Genomic DNA, 23,152 nt, shown 5'->3' with positions numbered 1-23,152 from the left:
CGAGCAATGCAGTACGAGTTATGAGGGGAGCGTAACTCGTATATGCTTGTTTGAGTTAGTGCGGATGAGGCGGGGGTTGTGTGATGTCGGCAGCACCGGCGGCGGGGCGGCGGCGGGCCGACGCGCAGCGGAACATCGATGCGATCCTGGACGCCGGACTGGCCTGTCTGAGCCGTGACCGGCAGGCGAGCCTGGCGGACATCGCGGAGGCGGCCGGGGTCGGCCGGATGACCCTCTACGGGCATTTCCGCACCCGAGCCGACCTTGTCGACGCGGTGCTGGCCCGGTTGCTGGAGCAGTGCGACGAGGTACTCGGCCGGGTCGAGCTCGACGCGGAGCCGGCGACCGCGCTCGGGGAGCTGATCGGCTCGGCGTGGCAGCTGGTGCACCAGTTCCACGCGGTGAAGTCGGCCGCGGCGACCGAGCTGGGCGAAGAGCGCCTCCGGGCCCACCACGACCAGCCGATGGCCCGGGTCCGGCATCTGCTCGAACGGGGCCGCGACACCGGCGCGTTCCGCCGGGACCTGCCGGTCAGCTGGCTCGTGACGGTGTTCTACAGCATCGTGCACGCCGCCGCCGACGAGTGCGCCGCCGGACGGCTCGACTCGGCGCAGGCACCGCGCGTCATCACCGCCACCGTGCTCGCCGCGGCCGCCCCGCCACCGGACCCGGGTGTTGCGCGGCGCGGATAGTGGCCGGGCCTGACCGCGCGCGTCCGTCGGCGTCGCCGTTCTCGACCTCCCCGCCCGCATGCTCTCCGCGAGCCTGCCCGCGGAAGTACTGCTCGGCGAGGTCGTCGGCCGGGTACATGAGCTCGACGCGCAACTCGTCGAGCGTCGTCTCGGCCGGATGGTCGAACCGGGCGACCATGACGACGGTGCGGATGATTCGGTCGCCGATGCGGAACCATGGGCAGACCACCGACACCTCGCCGACGACCTCCGAGTCTTCGTCGAAACCGGCCGGCCCTCCCCCCGCGAACGGCGCCGGCTGGCGGCCGACCGATCACGATAGGCGGACGAAACCGCGGCCGCCGATCATGACGTCGGGCACCACACGCAGACCTGCATGCATCCGATCGTGCAGCACTGGACTCGCGGCCTCAACCGGATCGGCTGGGCGGCACGAGGATCAGGGGTGCAGCGCGGCGTAGGCGACCAGGGACGGGCCGGCGGCGGAATTGATCGTCGGGTGGGTGATCTGCGGCGTCGCCCAGCGGTTGGCGTCCACCCGGCTGGACCACCAGACCCGCTGGTCGGAGCCCGCGCCCTTCCAGGCCAGGACCAGTGTCCCGTCGAAGGCGGCGAGGCCCGGGCCGTGGCTCGTCAGGACGGCGCCGTCGATCGGGTCCACGGTGTGCGGGGTGGACCAGCGGCCGCCGGGCTCCCACTCGGAGAACCACAGGCGCGGATCGTTGTTGGCCACGCCCTTCCAGGCCATGGCCAGGCCGCGACCCGTCACCGCCAGGGCCGGCACGTCGCTGGTGCTGGCACCGCCGTCCACGAGCGGCAGCGGCTCGGGGGCGGACCAGGACGAGGCGCCCAGCCGGTGCTCGGACCACATGATCTGCTCGGTGCCGGACTGCTTCCAGGCGCAGAAGGCCGTGTTGTACAGGACGGCCAGGGCGGGCGCCCGGTCGGTGAAGCCGCCGACGGGGGCCGGGGACGTCCAGTGGCCGGGGCCGCCGGTCGCGTACTGCAGCGAGCCGGCCGCGCTCCAGGCCAGGACGGCGGAATCGCCGTTCATGGCGATGGCCGGGCGGCCGGTGAACTGGGTCGCCTCGCCGCCGGTGGAGGACAGCTCGTCGCCGAAGGCGGTGCGGCCGGCGCGGATGCGGCCCTGCTGGTCGACCCAGGTCAGCAGGCGCGCCTGGTCGGCGAAGCTCGCGGCCGCCGGGGCGAAGGCGCTCGCCGCGGCCCTGGTCTCGACGGCGCCCGCCCAGGCGCCGTCGCGGGACCGGCTGCTGTTCCAGAGCCGCTCGTCGCCTTCGACGCCCCGCCAGTTGAGCCACAACGTGTTGTCGGTCATGACGTACGGATGCGCCACGTCGTCGCTTGATACGGGCCGGCCGAAGGGCGCGGCTCAGCCGGTCGGCGTGATGATGTCGTAGGCGAGCCCGCTGGAGCCCTCGCCGCGGCCGGTGCCCCGGCGGGTGCCGAGCCACACGGTGACGCTCCCGTCCGCGGACCGGGTGCGGCGGAACGCCAGCGCCAGGGTGGTGCCCGTCGGCGGTACCTCCTCCTCGTTGACGAAGTACGCCTGGGGGAGTCCTTCGCGCAGCAGTGCGGTGTGGGGTCGTACCGGGGTGCCGTCGATCGGGCTGGGCAGGGCCGCGCGCTGCAGCTGTACCGAGCGGGAGTCGTCCGGCACGTGGGCGGCGATGAACGGGATCCAGTGCGCCGGCACGTCGTTCATCGCGGTGTAGGCGATGGCGGCGTGCGGCTCGTCGGGCGGCGCGGCCGGGTGCAGGCGCCGTTGCTGGGCCAGGAGCTCGGCGGCGATCTCGTCACCGCGGCGGGGGTCTCCCGTGGGGGTGCTGATCGTGCGTTCGACGCCCCACACGAGGTTGGCCTGCTCGTCGCGGATGAGTGACACGTCCTCCAGGGCGGGGCCGGTGGCGATCTGCGGGGCGTGGGCGGGCAGCAGGAGCCGGGTGTCGGCCGCGTCGGTGGCCTGCGGCGTGTCGAGGGTGTACATGGACCAGCGCTGCCAGTCGTTCTCGACGCCCGTCCCGGCCGGGGTGATCCACTGGCGCTGGCCGAACACGTCGGTCACGGCCAGGCCCTGGATGTTCGCGAGGGTGCCGGCCGGCAGGTCGCAGGGCAGCAGGTACCAGCTGTTGCTGAACACCAGCGCGAACTCGAGGAACACGAGCCGGATGAGGTCGGTGCTGTCGGGCTGGACGGCGGCGAAGTTGGTGGTGCCGTCCTCGATCGCCCACCAGCGCGGCAGCGGCATGCCGGAGAAGCGGACCGGGGCCGGCAGCACGGTGCGGTTCACGGTCGCCGGGGTGGCGGCCGTCGCGGCCGGGGCGCCGGTGTCGACCGAGAAGGTGTGCCAGTCCAGGGAGCCGCCCGGGTACTCGGGGGCGGTCAGCGTGGTGCCGCCGGCGTCGACCGAGAAGTGGTGCTCCAGGCGCCGGGGGTCCCATGTGGACGGTCCGGTGGGCTGGTCGATCAGCCCGTTGAACCAGGTGACGAGCCGGGTGCCGAGCGCGTCCAGCTGGGTGCGGAACAGCGTGCTGCCGGGGATGCCGTCGTACGCGTGGCCGCCGTTGACCAGGTGCCGGTAGAAGGCGAAGCCGTCCATCCGGCGCCCCGACACGGCCTGCAGCTGGGCCCACACCTCGGGGTGGGCGGTGCGGGGCGTGTCGGCGTCGGCCGCCGGGTCGGGTGCGGCGATCGGGTACTCGTCGACGTACTTGTCGCGGAACAGGCGCAGCAGCACGGAGCTGCCGAGCAGCTTGAGCCAGCGGCGTCCGATCGTCAGCCGCAGGTCGTAGGCGACCGGGTCGGGGCCGCGCTCCATCGGGACCGTCCGGCGCTCGGCCGCGGCCTCGATCGGCTGCTTGGCGGGCGCGGACACGTCCGCGGTACCGATGGAATACAAGGCGGTCACGGGGGAGCCCGCGTCGCTGCCGCGGAACTCGCCCAGTTGCCACTGGCGGGTGAGCATCCACAGTGGATCGCGGAGCTCGGCGCGCAGGGCGCGGTCGAAGTCGGTCGTGCGGGGCCGGCCCTCGAGGCGGTTCCAGCGGCCGATCGTCGGGAAGGCGCGGGTGGCCAGCGCGGCCGGGAGGTCGTCGATGCGCGTGGGTTCAGTCACTGGTCTTCCACCGGAGGTTGGCGATCGCGAGATCGGTGCTGATGGTGATCGGCTGGGCCGCCGCGGACAGCAGCGTCGCCGGGAGGAGCTGGGCGTACGCGGTGGTGTCGAGGTGCTGGGGTTCGACGGCGCGCAGCGGTACGAGGTCGTAGGTCTCGTTTATCGCGGCGACGATGTCGTCGGTCTTCCAGGTGCCGGTGCGGGCCGGCGGCACGACCAGCAGCATCGCCTGGGGCGGCTCGGAGTCGGGCCGGTCCAGCTCGAGCGCGATGCCGGTGGTCTCCTGGGTGGCCGGGACGACCTCGGTCCACTCGTCGAGCAGCAGGCCGCAGCGCTGGTGCTGGCTCGGCGGCGGGTCGTTTCCGGCGTAGTGGGCGGTGAACAGCAGCCGGTCCTCGGTGATCGCCGCGCCGGCCGCGAACTCGAGGCCGAGCCAGTGGTCGTGCGGCTGGTACGGCAGCTGGATCGGCTCCAGCTCCGGGTCGTTCGCGTTGAACGGGTCGCCGAGCAGGCCGCCCCGGTCGCGCAGCGCGTCGCTCAGCAGCGTCACGCGTTCCCACGACCGCAGCGGCTCCCGGACCCGGGCCACGCCGTGCAGCCAGTCGTCGACCGGGAAGTCGCGCCCGGCCGCGGTGAGGTGCTGCACGAGCTGGTCGCTGTCGTTGCGGGCGCTGTGCAGGTCGCGTGCGAGCTGGTCGGTCGCGGTGAACTCGGGCACCGCGAGGGCGTCCGGGCCGAGCAGGGCCTTGAGCGCGGCGAGGCCGGCGGCGACCTTGTCGGGGGCGGTGACGGCCTGGTCGTACTGGGCGAGCGCGGCGTCGGCGGCGGTGAGCCGCCCGGCGATGTCGGCCTGGAGCGCCTGGGCGCGGCCGAGCAGTTCGGCGGCGAACGCGGTGACCCGGTCCCGCTGCGGGGTGAGGTCGAGGCCGGTCGCGTCGAAGTCGGTCAGCGGCAGGAGTTTGCCGGCGTCGTCGAGCAGCGCGGCGAGGGTGTTGTCGTGGGTGCCGGCGATGCCCTGCAGCGCGTTGAGGCGGTTGGCGAACTTGTCCCGGGAGCTGCGCACGCTGCCGCGCAGTGTGGCCGGCTTGGGCGGGCGGGGGCTGGTCGGCATGGTCTTGATGAGCCGCTCGGCCTGCTGGAGGAGCTGGAAGCGGGCCTCGTCGGTGGCCGAGTTGGGCAGCGCCGCCTCCTGTGCGATGAGCGCGTTGGCCGTGGCGAGGTGCCCGGCCATCCGCGCGGCGGTGGCGGCGACCGCGGCGAGGACGTCGGTGAACACGCCGCGCCGCCAGGTGAGCAGCTCACCCCAGCCGCTGCGGACCAGCCCGAAGCCGCCGCCGGTGACGACGAGCTCCGCGTACCGGCGCAGGAACGTGTCGATGGCGGCGATCCGGGAGGCCGGTTGGGCCTGGGTGAGGTCGTGGATGTAGTCGGCCACCTCGTCGCCGAGGTCGTCGAGGCTCTTGCGCACGGCCGCCGGTCGTTCGCGGCGCAGCGTGACCGCGTCGTCCGCGGTGCGGTCGACGTCGGCGGTGCCGGCGGCCGGCACGAGGTCGGTCGGGGCCAGCGGCCGTCCGGTGGTGACCAGGGTGCGCAGCGACGCCACCAGCGGCGACAGCTCGAAGAAGGTCACCTTGCCGGAAATTCTGATGGTGTACCGGATGGTGAGCTCGGCGTCCGGGCGGGGCTGGTCGCGGGCGAACACCACGCCGAGGATGCGGTCGTCGAGGTCGGTCATCGCCGCCTCCCCGGCCGGGCGCACGGCCCACAGCAGGTCCAGCGGTTCGAGCCCGGCGTCGTCCTGGGTGACCACGCGGCTGCGGGCGTTGCCGGAGACCGGGTCGGTCCACGTCACCGTCGCGGCCACGTCGTCGTCGTCGGGCAGCAGGTCGGCCAGCCAGTCGTTGACGGCCGGCTCGGCCTGCACGCGCGGGGTACCGTTGCCCGGCACGCCGAGGCCCGGGTTGAGCACCACGCCGAACCGGTGGGTCAGCGTGACGCCGCTGCGCGGGCTGCGGACCACGGTCGGGTCGGTCGGGAAGCCCTCCTTGGCGAACGTGTCGAGCGTGGTGGTGGCCCGCTCCGGGTTGCCGGAGATGGCCTGGTGCGTGCTCTCGGCGACGGCCAGGTCGGCCAGCGCGTCGTGCAGGTCCAGCAGCCGGTCGAGCTCCTTGTGCAGCGCGTCCAGCTGGGCCGGGCTCGCCGGGGGCAGGCCCTTGGCGCCGAACGGGTACTCGGTCGCGTCGGTGCGCGTGACCACGCGGACGAGGGCGAGCCCGTCGATGACGTTGCGCGCCTCGACCAGTTCGGCCGGCGTTCCGGGCTCGGCGCTCGACAGCTTCCCGGCGCGCAGCGGGAACGCGCCGCGCAGCCCGTCGATGATCGTGTCCAGCTCGGCCTCGCCGAACCGGTCGTGCAGGCCGCGCTCGAAGCGGTACCCGAGGATAGCGCCGAGCGCCTGGCCCTGCCGCATCCCGTCGAGCACGCTGAGTGCCTGGCGGACCCGCTCGGAGCTCAGGTTCACCGCGAACGCGTCGCGGTTGCCGGGCGAGGCGTTGGCCAGATACCCGGCCCGCAGGACCGCCGCGGTGGTGGCCTGCGCGGGCGAGGGCGCGTGGACGAAGCCGCCTCCGGTCGGGTCCTGGACGAGCGGGGTCGAGCCGGGCGGCGTGAACAGCTGGGCGAGCGGGCCCGTCAGGTGCACCGGCTGACGGTGGTCGGGCGGCTGCGGGTGTACGTTCTCGAGCCAGCCGTACGCGCCGAGATGGACCCCGCGCAGCTTGCCGCCGGTGCCGTAGCGCAGCTCGGCGAGGCGCTCGTTGGCCAGCCCGAGCCGCCAGGCGTCGTAGCGGTAGGTGGCGGTGTCGAGGTGCTCGACGAGCACCCGTTCGAGCCGCGCGGTCGCGGCGTTCTCCAGCAGGCCGAGCGCCTGGACCTGCTCGGCGAGCTGGGCCGTGGGCGGCTGCCCGGCGGCCAGCGCGACCGGCACGAAGTCGACCACGCGCTGGTCGGCGTTGCCGGTGATGACCGGGTCGGGGGAGTACAGCTGCCGGAACCGGCTCTCCGAACCGGTCGCGGTGGCGACGTGCACGAACGGCGGGTCGGCCGGGTCGGGCACCTGCGGGCTGCCGGCCGCGATCGCGAGGCGGCGGCCGGCGTCCTCCCAGCCGAGCAGGACGGCGTGGCGCAGCAGCAGGTACAGCAGCGCGGCGGGCGGCCGGTCCCGCAGGAAGCCGGTCTCCAGCCGGATCGGCTCCAGGTGCGTGCCGGCCAGGTCGGCCAGCCAGGCCAGGTAGTTGCGGTGGTCCGTGGTGTACCCGCGGACCGGGTCGGTCTCCGACAGCGGCCGGTCGTCGACCAGCGGCGCCAGGATCGGCTGCTGCGCGTCGGCGAACAGCCGCCGGATCAGGTCGGGGTCGGGGCCGGGGGCGCCGAGGCGGGTCAGCAGGGCGCGGACCGGCTGCGGCATCTGGAGGGCGTCGAGGGCGGGCAGCACCGCGGGCCCGAGGCCGCCGAGGTTCTCCCGGTTGTAGACCTCCTCGACGCTGCGCGCGTAGCGCTGGTAGAACTCGGCCGAGGTCGGGTGCAGCGCGAGGATGTCCAGCAGGACCTGGTGCGGGTCGCCCCCACTCGCCGGGTCGTCCGGCCGGGGCAGGCGCCCGACGTGCGCCGAGGCGGCCTGCCAGTCGGCCCCGATCGCGGTGAGCACCTGGTGCAGCCGCCGCCGGTGGGCCTGCGCGTCCGGCCACACGAGCCGGGAGAACGCGGTGGTGGGCAGGATCCCGTACGGCTGCCGCCCGATCTGCACCGCCGGCACCGGGCCGCGCCCGGACACGTAGCGGGTGAAGAACTCGCGGGTCTGGTCGACGGCGGCCGGGCCCAGCAGCGGGTGCAGCGTCGACTGCAGGTACGCGCCCCAGGTGGCGGGCCACAGCGCGACGTTTGCCGCGCGCGCGTCGCGCTGGTCGGTGTTCTGCTGGTTGGGCGCGCCCGCGACGGCGGCCGGGTCGACGCCGACCAGCTCGGCGAACCACTGCCCGTCGGTCTTGGTGAGCCAGTCGGCCGGGGCCGCGGCGGCCGCCTGGGTCGCCGCCACCGGCCCGGTGTCGTCGGCCCCGGCCGGGGCCTGCTCGGTGTTGTTCGTCGCGGTGCCCTGCGGCACGAACGCGAACCCGGCGGGGCTGCGCGACTGCCTCGTGTACAGGTCGGCCAGGTCGGTCGCGGTCTGCTCCGGGGTCTTCTGCTGGCGCAGCCCGAGCACGACGAGGCGGTCCAGGCCCTGGCGGATCTGGTCGGTGAGCGGGATGCGCACCCCCATGCCGACCGCGACCGCCTGATCGAAGTCGGTCATCCAGCGCAGCTCCGGCGGCACGTGCAGAGCCCCGGTCGCCGGGTCGACCGAGAGCTGGTCGGTGGCGCCCGGGTTGGGGCTCACGGCGAGCGTGGCCGGCACCGCGGCGCCGGTGACCGACACGACCTGCTGCCCGCCGAGGTACCCGAGCACGGTGAACCGGTCCGGCAGCAGGCGCGCCAGGGCCGCCTGGGTCCAGGACTGCGGGGCGAGGCCGCCGGCCGGTACCGGCGGCAGGACGAGGAACGAGACCAGCACGTCGTCGCCGTGGTCGTTGGGGTCCGCCGGGTTGACCCGGACGACCGTGGCCGCGTCGATGCCGGCCGGGCGGCGCCCGCGGATGGTGGCGGCCCGGGTCGCGCCGACCGCGGTCTGCAGCGCGATGTCGGCCTGGCGCAGCCGGACCCGGTCGCCGTGGGCGCGCCACACCGCGGTCCAGTACGTGATGCTGGGCGCGCGGTCGGCGGTCGCCACCGCCGCCGGCGTGACGACGGTCAGCACCGTGGTCGTGGCGGGCACGCCGGCGGGCTGGTCGGCCGGGTTCGCCGGGACGCGGGTCTGCAGCAGCCACGTCGCCCGGCCGGCCGGCACGCGCGTGGCGAGCTGGTCGAACGCGGCCTGCAACGCGGCCGGGTTGCCGCCCGAGCGCCAGACGCCGGTCCAGTAGGTGTCCACGGCGCCCACCTCGGCCGCGGTCGGCAGCGGTTCGAACTTGTCCACCGACCAGTCGTCCGGGAAGACCCGGACCAGCAGGTCGGTGGCGGTGAACCGGGTCTCGATCCGTACCGGGCCGAGCAGCACCGGGTACGCGTCGCTGAGCGGGGTCGTCACGGGAGCATCTCCTCGGCGTGCACCGCCATGAGTACCGGTGCCTGGAACAGGATGTAGGCGAGATCGGCCGAGCTGAGCCCGGCGTGCCACAGCGGCAGGGCCAGGTCCTCGGCGTGCTGGTCTTCCTTCTCGGCGTCGTCGACCGGGTTGTCGAACTCCTGGAGCACGACCGGGGTCGTGTTCACGTCGAGGCGGATGAATCCGGTGCCGGCGGGGTCGACGGCGGGCCAGGACAGGTCGTGCCAGACCTCGACCGGGCCGTCGGGGTCGAGGTCGAGGCCGAAGCGCGGGTCGCCCGGGCGCTCCTTGATGACGAAGAACCAGCCCTCGTCGCCGCCGGTACCGCGGGCCTGCTCGGCGGTGAGGTCGAAGCCGAGCAGGTACACGTCGGGATCGATCTTTGCCTCGTAGAGCGGCAGCCGGATCTCGTCCGGGGTGGGGTGCGCCGGGTCGAGCGGCTCGACGAGCACGCGTTCGAGCCCGGCGCCGACCGAGCGGGCCTTCTGCGCGTAGATCGCGGCCGTCGGGTACTTCTTGAGCAGATCCCCGCGCAGCACGAGGACGAGGTCCTCCTGTACGCGGTTCTCGTTCTCGCCCAGTTTCGCGGTCGGCGGCCACTGGTCGAGCGGGCGGATGTCGTAGAGCCGCTGCTGCCGCCCGGCCGGCGTCTCGTCGGGCCGGGCCGGGGCGGTGCGCGGGTCCCAGAACTGCCGGAACGGGGTGCCCCGCTGGTCGGTCGGGTACTCGCGCCAGAGCAGTTCCCGGGCCATCTCGGAGTTGAGCCCGACCATGAACGCCTCGATGAACTCGCGGTTGGTCTCCAGGAGGGTGACCGTGTTCGGCGGCAGCAGCTCGAGGTTGGGCACGAAGACGTCTGCCGACCGGTCCAGCAGCGTCCGGTACATCGGCAGGTCGATCACCGGATAGGCCATCGCCTCCACGAACCGCTCGGCGAACGGCTGCAGCCGCTCGGGCAGGCGGACCGCGGTGAGCAGGCTCCGGGGCACGGTCCGGTCGGCGCTGAGCCCGTCGAGCACCGCGGTCGTGGCCGTCGCGACCTGCAGCGGGTCGCGCTGGTCGGTTCGTGCGGCGAGCCCGGCCGCGGCGGTGGCGCGGGCGGCGTCGGCGAGGGCGGCCTTGAACCGGATCGCGTCGGCGCTGTCCGGGCCGCCCGGGGTCGGTACGCGGGGGTCGCCGATCGCGGTGATGACGAAGTCGCTGCTGGTCGGCAGCGGATCGGGCAGCCCGGCCGGGTGCAGGCGGGCGTCGAGGTCCTCGGCGACCACGAGGGCGCCCGGCCGGCGCTTGGGCGGGGCCGCGGTGAGCGGGTCGTCGGCGTCGTCGAGGCGGGGGACCAGCGCGTCGAGCGGTGCGGCGGCGGGGAACGTCAGCCCGCGCACGAGCCGGGAGCCGGGCCGGACGATGCGCCGCATCGCGGGGGACACGGGGGCCGGGCCGACCCGGCTCGTGGCGACCCGGAACCCCACGGCGACGTCCTCGACGGCCGAGGCGACGAGGCCCAGCCCGTCGCGGAGGCGCGGGCCGCCGACGACGGTCGCCTGGGTCACGCGGGCGTGGGCCGGGGCGGTCAGGGTGAGGGCGCGGCCCGACGGCGCGGCCGCGGCGAGCCGGCCGAGGGCGGCCGGGGCCGGGGCCGGCGTGAGGTGGCGCAGCTGGAGCCGGTGGCCGACCTCGCGGGCCAGCTGGGCCGCGCGGATGCGGCTGTTGGCCACGAGGACGTCGCCGATCTGGGCCCAGGCGGCCGCCATGAACTCCTCCTGGCGGTCCTGCACGACGCGCGTGCCGAAGCTCGCGGCGACCCGGAAGCGCGGGTCGAGGTTGAGCCGGTGTACCCAGTTGCGGTCGTTGTCGACCGGCGTGGTGTGGTCGCGCTCCACGAGCAGCCGCGCGGTGAACGCGGGCCAGCGGCCGTAGATGGGGGGCGTGAGGATCGGGTCGACCGGCGCGGCCGGGGTCACGAGGGCGTCGTCGGACTGGTTGATGAGCGCGGCCAGGGCCCGCTGGAACGGGTGCGGGTACGGCTCGTCCCAGGTGTCGAACGCGTCCGGCTCGCGGTCGGGCACCTGCAGGGCGCCGCCGAGGCGCAGCACCCCGCCGATGGCGGCCGGGGTGACGATGCCCGGCAGGCCGAGCCCGGCCGAGCGGTGCACGTCGATGTCGCGGCGGCCGACCCGCTCGTCCGGTTTGCGGGGCTGCAGCAGGCGCACGAGCGACTCGAAGTCGCCGCCGTCGCCGGTGGTGAAGTACCAGCGGTGGTAGTAGGGCAGCGTGCCGGGCAGCTGCTGGCCGGTGTAGGGCACGGCCCACGCCGGGTGCAGCGCGGCCGGGGTGGCCGCCGGGTCGAGGCCCAGCCCGGCGAGGCGGCCGCTCTCGAACGCGGGCACCAGGAACGCGTGGTAGCCGGTGCCGGGCTCGAGCCGCCGCGGGCACATGATGCGGGAGCACGCGTTGTCGGCGTTCGCCGCCAGGACGGCCTGCAGCGCCGGCAGCGCGACGCCCATGTCGGCCGACACGACCTGGCCCGCCAGGTCGCCGTTGACGTGCACGTGGGCCCACGCGCCGAGCTGGTCCGGCGGCTGCAGTGCGGTCGCGTCGGTGACGGTGACGAACGGCAGCGGCCGGTCCGGGCTGACCCCGTCGGTGAACTCGCCGTCCTCGCCGTCGCGGCCGGCGGCCAGCACGACCAGCGCGAGCCACGGCGCCGTGCGGCCGGTGGTGCCGTCCGGCGGCGCCGGGCTGTACCGCCACGGGAAGTCCTCGTCGTAGAACTCGATGTGCGCCAGGTAGTTCGGCTCGGCGTTCGTCACCCAGGCGCGCGGCTCGTGGCGGCTGACCGCCCGGGTGTCGACGCCGACCACGTCACCGGGCCCGTAGAGCTGCACCTGCTGCTCGACGTCGCGAGTGACGACGCCGGCGTCGGTGTCGGCGCTGAGCCGCAGCTGCACCGCGACGGAGGCCCGGGCGGCGCCGCCCGGCGGGGTCAGGATGTGCGTGGCCAGCCCGGTGCGCAGCCACGGCAGGAAGGAGTACGCGTTCACGTCAGTCCGTCCCGCCGAGGGTGAAGAGCTCCGTGGTGGCCGTGAGCTCCCGCCCGGCGCCGGCCGCGGTGGCCTGGCCGCTGCGGGTCACGCCGCCGACGACGAGCACCGAGCCGTCCTGCAGGGCGGCCGCGCCGAAGCCCCAGCGGCCGACGGCGAGCCCGGGCACGGCGGTCCAGCCGGTGCCGTCGAACACCAGCGGGGCGGTGAACCCGGCGCCGTCGCGGACGTTGTCGGTGCCGCCGGCCACCAGGGCCTGCCCGTCGTCGAGCGCCACCGCGCGGTGCAGCTCCCGGCCGCCCGGCAGCGGGGCCACCGCGGTCCACGCGCCGGTGGTCTGGTTGAAGACCTCGGCGGTCGCGCGGGGGAACGGGTCGAACCCGGCGTCGTCGTCGGGGCCGGGCGGCTGCCCGCCGACGACCAGCACCGTGGTCGGCGACAGCAGCACCGCCTGGTGCCGGGCCCGCGGGACGGTGAGGCTGCCGGTGGCGGTCCAGGTGTCGTGGGCGGGGTCGTACAGCTCGCAGAACGCGAGCGCGGCCTCGTCGTCCGGGCCCAGCGGTACCGTGCCGCCGATCACGAGCACCTTGCCGTCGCCCAGGACCACGGCGACGTGGCCGGTGCGGGCGTCGTTCATCGGCGCGACGTCGGTCCACTGGCCGCTGCCCGGGTCGAACCGCTCCACGCTGCGCAGCGCGGTGAGGGAGGTGGCGGACCGGATGGTGCTGCCGCCGGCCACGAGGACCGAACCGTCGCCGAGGGCGACCGCGCTGTGCCCCCAGCGGGCGTGGCGCAGCGGGCCGGTGGTCGGCGACCACGTGGTGTGGCCGGGGTCGAGCCGCTCGCTGGTCGCCAGGGCCGGCGGCGGGAACTGGGTGGCGGCGGAGGTGCCGCCGGCGACGAGCGCGCCGCCGTCGCCGAGCGCGGTCACCGTGTGCCGGCGGCGGGGCGTGTGCAGCGCGCCGGCGGGGGTCCAGCCCCCCGTCGCGGGCTCGAAGCGGGCGGCCCGGGCGAGCGGGGCCGAGCCCGCGTCGGCCCCGCCGACGATGAGGATCGTGCCGTCGGTGAGCCGGACCGGGCCGTCGTGCTGCCCGTCCCAGGTCGCCGTGGGCGTCAGGTCGTCCGCGGCGGTCCAGGTGCCGGTCACGGGCGGAGCGGTGGTGGTCACGGCGTCTTGCCTCCTTGGTTCGTTGACTCGAAGCTCGTGCGGCGGGGGCTCACGGCGTGAACACCTCGGTCGGGTCGTCCCCGGCCGGGCCGCCGGCGGTGGCGGGGCTCACGGCGTGAACACCTCGGTTCCGGCGGTGGGGTCGTCGCCGCCCAGGCCGCCGGTGGCGACGATGCGGCCGTCGGTGAGCTGCGCGACGGCGTGGTCGCGGCGGCCGTTGACCAGCCCGCCGGTGGGCGACCAGCGGTCGTGCCCGGGGTCGTAGACGACGACGCTGCGGTAGCCGGCGGTGAAGCCCGGGCCGCTGGTGCCGCCGGTCAGCAGTACCTCACCGGTGCGCACGAGCAGCGCCCGGTGCCGGGTGCGGGGCCCGGGCATCGCCGCGGCGGCGTGCCAGGTGCCGGTGGCCGGGGTGAAGCGCTCGGCGGTGGCGAGGCTGCGGGCGCTGAACGTCCCGTCCGGGCGCAACCCGATCGTGTCGCCGCCGGCGACCAGCACCGAGTGGTCCGGCAGCAGGGTCGCGGAGTGCCCGGCCCGGGCGCCGGCCAGCGAGCCGGTGGGCGTCCAGTGGCCGGTGCCCGGGTCGAACAGCTCGCAGTAGGCGGTGGCGCGGCGGGCGCCGGCGCCGGTGGTGACGACGCCGCCGGCGACGAGGAGCCGGCCGTCGTCGAGGAGCACCGCCTGGTGCGCGGCCCGCCCGTCGGTCAGCGGGTCGGCCGCCGCCCAGGCGCCGGTGTGCGGGTCGAAGCGCTGGACCGCCGCGGTGACCGCATCCCCGCCGCCCGTGCCGCCGGCGACCAGGACGGTGCCGTCGCCGAGCAGGGTCGCCGAGTGGTTCCGGTATTCGGGGCCGGTGGCGGACGGGCCGGTCGCGGTCCAGCCGCCGGTGCGCGGGTCGAAGATCTCGGCGTCGGTACCGGCGACCAGCACCCGGCCGTCGTCGAGCAGCGTCAGCGTGTGTCCATCGTGGACGTGCAGGGGTGCCGGGCCGGGTGTCCACAGTGTCCGGACCGGGTCGAACAGTGCCGACTGGCCGCCGGAGACGGCCAGCAGCCGCCCGTCGCCGAGCCGGACCACCGGCGCGTCCGCCGTCGCCCAGGCCGCGGCGAACGGCAGCGCGCCGCCGGCCGACCACGTGTTGGCCACGGCGAGCGGGGCCGAGGCGTCGGCGGCCGGGATGACGTGCAGCGTGCCGGCCAGGCCCGGAGCCGCCTTGATCCAGTCGGCGAGGGCGTCCTCGGCGGCGGCCTGGCTGCGGAAGGAGGCCGCCGCCACGCCCGCGCCGAGGCTCGGGGTGGGCGGGAACGCCTGCTGGTTGTTGCGGACGTAGGCGATGACGAACCGGCCGCCGCCCAGCCGCACGGTGTCGGCGGCCGCGAACGGCTGCTTGGCCCCGGCGTCCTGCCGGGACAGCACCGAGCGGGCGGTGCTGCTGCCGGTGAGCAGCTGACCGAAGACGGCCGGGCTGACGGTGGTGAGCCGGCGGGGCGCGGGCCGCGGGCGGGCCGGCGCCGCCGACGCGACCGTGCCGGCGAGCGCGTGGGCGCGGGTGCTGTCGATGACGATCGCCTCGTACCGCGCGCTGCGGCGGACCGCCCGCACCGAGGTGAGCTCGCCGTTCCGCCCGGCCAGTTCGAGACCGGCGTCCTGGTCGGCGTACGCCGGAAGGGACAGCTGTTGCGCCTCACTGAGGTTCTGGAACTGCCCCATCGCGAACTTGTCGGAGGTGACCCCGGCCTGCTGCAGGGCCCCGCCGTCGAGCGGGGTGACGCCGAACCGGCGGCCGTCGCGGGCCCGCCGGGCGCCGACCCGGTCGAGCCGGACGTTGAGCGGGATGGCCCGCTGGCGTACCACGAGCGTGCCGAGCGGGTGCAGGACCAGGCCGTCGCCGGGCGGCAGCTGGCGCAGGTTCACCAGCGCGCCGCGACCGGCCGGCAGCCGGGTCAGCCAGCCCTCGACCTTGGTGACCTCGGCGGCCAGCAGCGGCAGGACGTCGATCGGCGGCAGCGTGGTGTCGCGGGACTCGCCCCAGGTGATGTCGAAGTCGGCCGAGATCTCGAAGAACAGGAAGCCGATCGAGCCGCGGCCGTGCGCGCGGAACGGCGCCGGGCCTTCGAGGGCGAAGCGCAGGTCGATGTGGAACAGCCCGACCCCGAACGCCTTGAGCGAGACCCGGCCGTGCACCGCCACGACGAAGCGGAACGGCGAGAACTGGAACAGCGCGTCGAAGCCGAGGTGACCCTCGATGCCGAAGCCGTCGAAGCCGAGCTTCAGCTGCACCTCGCCGCCGAACTGCACGGTGTTGCTGGTGATCGCGAAGTAGCCGGACGCCCGGATGAGCTGGCCGCTCCTGTTGAGCAGGTCGACCGTGAGCCGCTCCGGCACCGGGAAGGGCAGCGGCGGCGGCCGGAACGCCGGGTGGAAGCCGCCGACGGTGACGATGAGGTCGGGGTTGTCGCCCCAGGCGACCAGCACCCCCATCGAGCCGCTAAGCGGCATGGTGAGGATGCGGGAGTCGAAGAGCTGCGCGAAGAGCCAGAGCCGCTGCTTGTCGAACTCGAGCGCGCCGACGAAGTCGACCTGCAGCCGCAGCAGCGCCCGGTCGGCGTCGGGCAGCTGCGCGCGCAGGACACCGATGACGGCCAGGTTGCCGGGGATCTCGATGACCACGCCGAGCGAGACGCTGATCACGGTCGGGGTGCCCCAGCTGAGCTTGGCCATCGGCCCGACGACGAACTTGCCCGCCTCGGCCGGGAAGAACGAGCGCAGGTCGCTGAGGATGCGCGGCGCGTTGGCCACCACGTCCTTGGGGAACATGACCGACTCGACGGCGCCGGTGCGCACGCCCTCGACCAGGGCCTGCAGGTTCATCGAGCGGTTGAGCCCGAGGATGCCGCCCACGGCGAGCAGGGTGAACCCCTCCCCGAGCTGCAGCCCGGTGCTGCCGAACTCGGCGGTGAGCACCACGAGCAGCGAGAAGCCCGGCGAGCCGTCGGGGTTGCGGGTGCTGATCAGCCCGATGCCCTTGAGCGCGAGGAAGTCGGCGAACTCCAGGTCCAGGGCGCCCGAGTACTCGCCGCGGGCGGGGTCGAAGGACAGGAACCCGCCGCCGGCGACCAGCCCGGCGTTGACGCTGAGCCCGACGCCGGTGGGCGCCTTGAACCCGACCGACAGATCGAGCGGGCCCAGGTTGCCGTTGGTGAACCGGGGCACGATCTGCAGGCCCGCGCGTTCGACGGCCGCGGTCACCGGCCCGAGGGTGGCGATGAAGCTGCCGGACACCTCGATCGGCAGCGCGCCGGCGGCCGGCGGCCCGGCGGCCAGGGTCAGCGCGGTGACGTCGACCGGGCCGAGGCTCAGGTGCAGCGGCAGCGACACCGCGAGCGAGCCGCCGTCGAGCTGCAGGCCGCCCGAGGGCGACCACGACGCCGACAGCGTCAGCGGGGCCTCGATCGTGCCACCGCCGGTGACGCTGGTGAGGAACCCGTCGCCGTCGGACAGGTCGACCACGACCCGGCCGCCTTCCAGGGCGAGCCGGGCGAAGGGTTCGGTCTGCACGCTGCCGTCGGCCGCGGCGGTGGCCCGGACCCCGAGCGACGCGCTGAACTTCGTCAGCTCGACCCGCGACCCGCCGGCCACGCCGAGCAGGAGCATCGGCGCGCCGCCGCGCTCGGCGGTCAAGTCGAGGGACACGTCGAGCTGGACGCTGCCGTCGAGCCCGTTGACGGTGAGCGCGAACGGGGGCGTGATGTGCGCGTCGAGGCCGGCCTCGAACCGCGACGCGGCGGTGAACCCGACCGACCAGACGGCGCCCGAGGCGAGCTTCTGGGACACGTCGAACGACGCCGGGATCCGCAGCCGCGTGCTGAGCGACGGCGGCGTGGTGGCCGGGTCGACCGCGAAGCGCAGCAGGAACGCCTCCAGGGCGTTCGGGCCGCCGGCGGGGGCCAGCAGCAGCGACGGCAGGTCGAGGACGTCGAGCAGCTCGCCGATCCGGCTGAACAGGGTCAGGCCGTCGAAGCCCGGGGTGCCGAATCCGTAGGCGTCGGCGAGCCAGGTCGCCGGGTCGGTGAAGAACGACACGAGCCGGTCGAGGTGCAGCACCCGGTGCCGCACCGGCAGCTGCACCGGGTCGTTCGGGTCGGTCGTCTGGGGCGTGTCGTCGACGACGCCGAGCAACCGCAGCGTGGGGATGGCGTCGGCGCTCTTGCCCTCCACATAGGACATCAGCACGAAGTCGAGCAGCCGCTTGGGCAGCTCGGTCGCGAGCGCCTGCAGCTCGGCCTTCTGGTCGGCCGGGAGGCCGGTGGCCGCGCCGAGCGCGGCGGAGACCGCGGGCCCGAGCGCGCTGATCGCGTCGAGCACCAGCTTGACCCGGCCGAGCAGGTCGACGCCGGCCCGGACGATCGCCGCGCTGTCCTCCGCCGTGACCGCGGTCGCGAGGGCCTGCAGCACCGGGGTGAGCGCCGCGGCCTGCTGGGCCAGCACACCGATCGGCGCGCCGACCGCCGTCAGTACCGTGGGAGGAAGCCGCAGCCCGAGGTCGGTGAGGAACCCGTCGGCCCGGTCGGCGGCCAGCCGCTGTTCGAGCGGCTGCAACGCGATCGCGAGTTCGCGGGCCAGGATCTCCAGTGTGCCGGCCGGGGTGGCCATCAGTGCACCTCCAGCAGGTCGAGGTCGGTGAGGCGGGCGCCCGGAACGGCGAGCAGCAGCGGGCGGTGGTCCTGGATCGCCCGGCGCAGGGCCGGGCTGCCGGCGTCGGCGAGGGCGTCGAGCAGCCGGCCGAGGCCGTCGGCGATCGGCCGGTCGCCGTGGTCGGCCGGGATCGGTACCTCGTCGGCGAAGGTCGCGAGCGCCGAGCGCAGGATGGCCGGGCCATGCATGCGGTGCCAGGCGATGAGGCTGTGCCGGTCGGTGTTGACCAGCCGGCGTACCTCGTCGATGTGTTCGGAGGCGAGGGCCAGCAGCAGCCGCCCGGTCGCGCTGGCCTCGACCCGTTGCCGCAGCGCCTCGAGCTTCTCCGCCGGGGGCAGGAACGTGCTGGCGCGTGCGCTGGCCGACACGGTCACCGGGGTGCCGGCCGGCGCGGCCGGCAGGGCCCGGCGCACCGCCTGCTCGGCGTCGAGCTTGCCGTAGCCCCAGGCGTTGTCGGGCACCCCCGGGTCCGGGCTGGGCTTGCGGGCGGTGGCGTGCAGGATGTCGCGTACCTGTCCGAAGGTGAGCGCGGGGTTGGCCTGGAACATCAGCGCGACCGTGCCGGCCACGAACGGCGCCGCCGTGCTCGTCCCCAGCTCCGGCAGGTAGAAGTCGGCGCAGCAGTCGCAGGTGAGCCAGCCGGGCCGCACGACGCTCTTGGCCGACACGACGCCGACCCCGGGCGCGGCCAGGTCGGGCTTCATCCGGTTGTCCAGGGTCGGGCCGCGGGCGGAGAAGTCCGCGAGCTGCCCGTCGGCGATGTTGTACGCGCCGACCGTGATCACGTTCTTCGCGTTGGCCGGCGCGTTGACCGTGACCGACTGCTCCTGGTCCGCCCGGACCCAGCGCGGATGCGGGTCGCCCTCCGTGGACGAGATCCAGCAGTGGGCCGTCGCGATGGTGCCGGCGGTCTCGATGAGCCGCAACGTCCAGGTCCCCGGCGCGATCGGCTGCCCGTCCGGCGGGACGATTGTCGCCGTGATCCGGTTGCGGCCGTTCTGGGGCTCGCCGACCGTGGACAGCACGCGCAGCGTGTGCCCGGCGTAGGACAGCCGTACCGCGCCCGACTTCGGCGGGACCGGGGTGCTCGGGGCGTTGCCCGGAGCCGTGAAGCTGATGTTGAGGCTGCCCGGGCCCGGGTACCAGAGCTCGAACAGGTCCGGCTCGAGGTCCTGGCCCCGGATGGTGAAATGGAAGGCCTGCGTGCCGTGCGCCGGGACGTCCTTGGTGCTGTGGATGGCGCCGCCGGTCTTGGGCAGGCGCTCGGCCGGCAGGTTGTCCGCGAACAGCTGGCCGTCGTTGCCCGCGGCCACCACGACCGCGCGCCCGGCGGCCGCCTCGACCAGCGCGTCGATCGCCTTCTCGACCGCGTCGGTGCCGTCGTGGGCCGACAGCTCGCTGCCGTTGCTGATGTTGACCACCGCCGGCTGGCGCGTCGCGCCGGCCGGCAGCCACGGCTGCTCGAGGACGAACCGGGCCCCGCGGGCCAGGTCGTCGATGAACCCCGTGGTCCGCACCATGACCAGGTCGGCGTCGGGCGCCACGCCGACGTAGTAGCCCGCCCGCCGGCAGCAGTCGCCGCCGGGGGTGGTGCCGGCCTGCGAGCCGTTACCGGCCGCGATCCCCAGGACGTGGGTGGCGTGCTCGGCCGGGTGCAGCGACACGAACTTGTCGTTCTTCTGGGCCAGGACCGCGTTGAGCTCGTCGGCCGTGAAGGCGCGCCCGCTCGTCTTGACCATCGTCTGCGCTGGGTCGTGGCCCGGGATCAGCGTGACCTGCTCCAGCAGCAGGACGAGCCGGCCGCCGTCGAACACGGCGGGGTCGTACCGGCCGATGAAGTCCACGACCAGGGGCGTGCCCGGCAGCGGCCCGCCGGTGACCGCGATGTCGCCGGGGTTGATGCCGTTGAGCTTCTCCAGCGCGGCCTGGAACGCGGCCGCCGTCGTCGGGATGCTGATCGGGTCGGTGGTCTCGGCGACCCGCCCGGCCCCGGACGCGGCCGGTCCGATGAACGTGACGGTGAAGGTGCCGCCGGTCACCGGGCCGGTCACGACGAACTGGTGGTGCACGGTCTGGTCGAAGTACGCCAGGAACCGCGTCGTGTCGTCGGGCTTGCGGAACGTGTGGTGGAAGATGTCGACCATGTCGGGGTCGACGACGCCGACGACGACGCCCTTGCCGCTGAACCCCGGTGGGACCTCGCGGGCCCGGTCGCCGCGCATCTCCGGCACGTTCTCGTGCAGGAGCTTGCGGGAGCGCCGCGGCACCTCGATCCGCTCGACGTCGGGGAGCGCGGCCAGCGCCTCGAGGTCGCCGTACGCGACGGTGCCGCGGCTGATCGGGCCGATCGTCCACTCGGTCCACAGGCCGGCCGCCTCGACGGTGGCGAGGTCACCGACGACGTGGACGAGGACCGTCGCCCGGTCGGCGGGGTGGCCGGACTCGGCGCGGTCGGCGATCCGGAACGCCAGGTCGCCGTCCAGCTTGTGCAGGACCTGGTTCGGGGGCGCCATCAGTGCACCTCCAGCAGGTCGAGGTCGGCCAGGCTCGCACCCGGTACGGCGAGGAGCAGCGCCCGGTGGGTGTCGATCGCCTCGCGCAGGGCCGGGCTGCCCGCGCCCGCCAGCGCGTCGAGGAGCCGGCCGAGCCCGTCCGGCACCGGCCGGCCGTCGTGCTCGGCGGGGATCGGCACCTCGTCGTCGTAGCGGCCGAGCAGACCGCGCAGCAGGCCGGGGCCGTGCATGCGGTGCCAGGCGACGAGGCTGCGGCGGTCGGTGTTGACCAACCGGCGTACCTCATCGACGTGCTCGGATACCAGCGCGAACAGCAGCCGCCCGGTCGGGCTGGCCAGCACCCGCTCCCGCAGCGCTTCGAGCCGCTCCGCCGTGGGCCGGTACGTGTCGGCGCGGGCGGTGACCGCCGCGGCCGCCGGGGCGGGTGGCGCTCCCGGCGTCGCGGGCAGCGACTTGCGTACCGCGGCCTCGGCGTCGACCTTGCCGTAGCCCCAGTCGTTGTTCGGCTTGTTCGGGGTCGGGTCCGGGTCGGGCCGACGGGCGGTCGAGGTGAGGTTCGTGAACACGTCCGCGAACGTGAGGTTCGGGTTGGCCTCGAACATCAGCGCGACCGTCCCGGCCACGTGCGGCGCGGCCGAGCTCGTGCCGTCTTCCGGGGTGTAGAAATTGACGCAGCAGTCCGGGCGCCAGCAGCTGTCGCGGGCGAGGTTCTTGGGCGCCACGATGCCGACGCCCGGCGCGGTGATGTCCGGCTTGATGCGCCCCTCCCCGTCCAGCGTCGGACCGCGGCCGGAGAAGTCGCCGAGCTGACCGTTGGACGGGTCGTAGGCGCCGACCGCGATGACGTTCTTGGCGCTGGCCGGCATCTCGACGGTGCTCTCGCGCCGCTGGTCGGGCGTGATCCACCGCGCGTGTGCGTCGGTGGCCTGGGGCTGGATCCAGCAGTCGACCGGGGTGTCGGTGCCGGCGGTCTCGGTGAGCGTGATCGTCCAGGTCCCCACGGCGATCGTGCCGCCCGCCGGTGGCGCGATATCGAGCACGATGCGGTGCTTGTTGTTCTGCGCCCGGTTCAGCACGGACTGCACCCGCACCGCGTGCCCGGCGAGCGTGAACTTCTGGGTCGGGTCGGGCTTGGTCGGGTCGGTCGTGTCCGGGACCGGCACGATCGTGGCCGAAGGCTGGTTGTCCGGCGTGGTGAGCCGGAAGTTGAGCCGGCCGGCGCCGCCGTACCAGATCTGGAATCCGTCCGGGTCGCGGTCGCCCTCCTCGACGGTGAACCGGAACGTCATCGGCTTCCCGGCCAGGACCTTCTTCGCGCTGTGGATGCCGCCGCCGAACTGGTCGTGCGGCCGCTTGCTGAAGTCGACCAACTTGCCGTCGTTACCGGCCGCGGCGACGATCGCCCGGCCGGGACGGGCCGCGACCAGCGCGTCGAGCGCGACCTCGGCGGGGTCGGTGCCGTCGTGGGCGCTGCCCTGGGCGCCGAAGCTCATGCTGACCACCGCGGGCTTGAACGGTGCGCCGGCGGGCCGCCAGGCCTGGTCGAAGGTGTGCCGGGCGCCGCGGACCCAGTCGTCGCTCTGCAGCGTCGTCTTCACCACGACGAGGTCGGCATCGGGCGCGACCCCGATGTAGTAGCCGGCGTGGTGGCAGCAGAACTCCTTGTCGGACGCGCCGGCCTGCGAGCCGTCGCCGGCCGCGATGCCCAGGCAGTGGGTACCGTGCCCCAGGCGGTCCTTGGACGGGAAGGTCTCGTCGTTCGCCCGCAACGCGGCGTCGATCTCGGCCTGGGTGAACACCTTGCCGACGGTGTAGTGCAGCTCCGGCGGCGGATCGGTCGGCAGGAACTTGAAGTTCGTGGCGATGTCGAACGTGATCTGCTCGCTCGCGACCACCCGGGGGTCGTAGCGGCCGACGAAGTCGACCACGATCGGCTGGCTCCCCAGCGGTCCGCCGGCGACGGTGACGTCACCAGGGTTGATGATGTCGAGGGCCTCCAGCACGGCCTGGAACTCGGCCGCGGTCGACGTCACCTTGATGGGCCCGGTGATCTGGAACGGCCGGGCCGCGCCCTCCTTCGGCGCCGGGCCGGTGAACCGGAGCGTGAAGGTGGAGTCGGCCGTCGGCTTGCCGGTCATCTCGAAATGGTGCTCGATCGTCTGATCCAGCAACGACACGATCCGGGTGCTGCCGTCGTCCTTGCGGAATGCGAAGTGGAAAATGTCGACCCCGGTGTCGACGACCCCCACGATGACGTTCTTGCCGCTGAAACCGGGCGGGATCTTGCGCGCCTTGTCGGCGCGGATCTCCGGGACGCTGTCGTGAATGAGCAGCCGGCCGGTCTTGGGCTCGTCGACCTGGATGACGCTGTCCAGCGCGGCCAGCGCGGCCAGGTCGCGGTACGCGACCGTGCCCCGCGCGACCGGCCCGGCCGTCCAGTCGGTCCACAGCCCGGCCGCCTCGGCCGCCGCGAGGTCGTCGGTGTGCACCAGCACCACGACCCGCTCGCTGGGGTCGTCCAACTCGGTCCGGTCAGCCATCCGGAACGACAGCCGACTGTCGAGCTTGCGAATTATCTCGGCGGTGGATTCACTACGGGGAATTGCCACGGGCCGACGTTATCCGTCAATCAGGTCAAGGGCTGCCACTAAGCTGACACGATCAATTCACGATTCGAGGCAACTAAATCTTGGGAATGGAACGGGATGGAACA

10 protein-coding genes are annotated in these 23,152 nt (G+C 74.4%); 2 read left to right on the top strand and 8 right to left on the bottom strand.

Annotation, left to right across the window (positions count from 1 at the left end; translation table 11 throughout):
• Positions 1–83: 83 nt before the first annotated feature.
• Both ACPPVO_RS33930 and ACPPVO_RS33925 read left to right on the top strand, forming a co-directional pair.
• Positions 84–692, top strand: a complete 609-nt coding sequence (locus ACPPVO_RS33930) for a TetR/AcrR family transcriptional regulator (protein ID WP_426502618.1) — start codon at positions 84–86, stop codon at positions 690–692.
• A gap of 58 nt (positions 693–750) precedes the next feature.
• Positions 751–1,014: a hypothetical protein gene (locus ACPPVO_RS33925; protein WP_426502617.1), complete on the top strand. Its 264-nt coding sequence runs from the start codon at positions 751–753 to the stop codon at positions 1,012–1,014.
• A 117-nt stretch (positions 1,015–1,131) separates the two neighbouring features.
• Here the strand turns inward: ACPPVO_RS33925 and ACPPVO_RS33920 are convergent, their stop codons facing one another.
• From ACPPVO_RS33920 to ACPPVO_RS33885, 8 genes are all read right to left on the bottom strand, one after another.
• Positions 1,132–2,046 carry a hypothetical protein gene (locus ACPPVO_RS33920; RefSeq protein ID WP_426502616.1) on the bottom strand — a complete coding sequence of 305 codons (915 nt, stop codon included), beginning with the start codon at positions 2,044–2,046 and terminating at the stop codon, positions 1,132–1,134.
• A 36-nt stretch (positions 2,047–2,082) separates the two neighbouring features.
• On the bottom strand, positions 2,083–3,825 hold the full coding sequence (locus ACPPVO_RS33915; protein WP_426502615.1) for a hypothetical protein: 1,743 nt from the start codon (positions 3,823–3,825) through the stop codon (positions 2,083–2,085).
• Positions 3,818–9,004, bottom strand: coding sequence for a hypothetical protein (locus ACPPVO_RS33910; protein WP_426502614.1), 5,187 nt, complete (start codon positions 9,002–9,004; stop codon positions 3,818–3,820). The genes ACPPVO_RS33915 and ACPPVO_RS33910 overlap by 8 nt, the downstream gene beginning before the upstream one ends.
• Positions 9,001–12,063 (bottom strand): hypothetical protein, encoded by a 3,063-nt coding sequence (locus tag ACPPVO_RS33905; RefSeq protein ID WP_426502613.1) that lies wholly within the window; start codon positions 12,061–12,063, stop codon positions 9,001–9,003. The genes ACPPVO_RS33910 and ACPPVO_RS33905 overlap by 4 nt, the downstream gene beginning before the upstream one ends.
• Before the next feature lies 1 nt (position 12,064).
• Positions 12,065–13,231: a Kelch repeat-containing protein gene (locus ACPPVO_RS33900; protein ID WP_426502612.1), complete on the bottom strand. Its 1,167-nt coding sequence runs from the start codon at positions 13,229–13,231 to the stop codon at positions 12,065–12,067.
• Positions 13,232–13,339: 108 nt separating this feature from the next.
• Positions 13,340–17,884 carry a DUF6603 domain-containing protein gene (locus ACPPVO_RS33895; protein WP_426502611.1) on the bottom strand — a complete coding sequence of 1,515 codons (4,545 nt, stop codon included), beginning with the start codon at positions 17,882–17,884 and terminating at the stop codon, positions 13,340–13,342.
• Complete coding sequence (locus tag ACPPVO_RS33890; RefSeq protein ID WP_426502610.1) at positions 17,884–20,439, bottom strand: S8 family serine peptidase; 2,556 nt, start codon at positions 20,437–20,439, stop codon at positions 17,884–17,886. Before ACPPVO_RS33890 ends, ACPPVO_RS33895 begins: the two co-directional genes overlap by 1 nt.
• Entirely contained in the window at positions 20,439–22,979 is a 2,541-nt protein-coding gene (locus tag ACPPVO_RS33885; protein WP_426502609.1) for a S8 family serine peptidase, read from the bottom strand. Before ACPPVO_RS33885 ends, ACPPVO_RS33890 begins: the two co-directional genes overlap by 1 nt.
• Positions 22,980–23,152: the final 173 nt, after the last annotated feature.

Source organism: Dactylosporangium sp. McL0621 (assembly GCF_049995355.1).
Classification (GTDB): Bacteria; Actinomycetota; Actinomycetes; order Mycobacteriales; family Micromonosporaceae; genus Dactylosporangium.
This window is presented reverse-complemented; position numbering and strand designations above follow the sequence as displayed.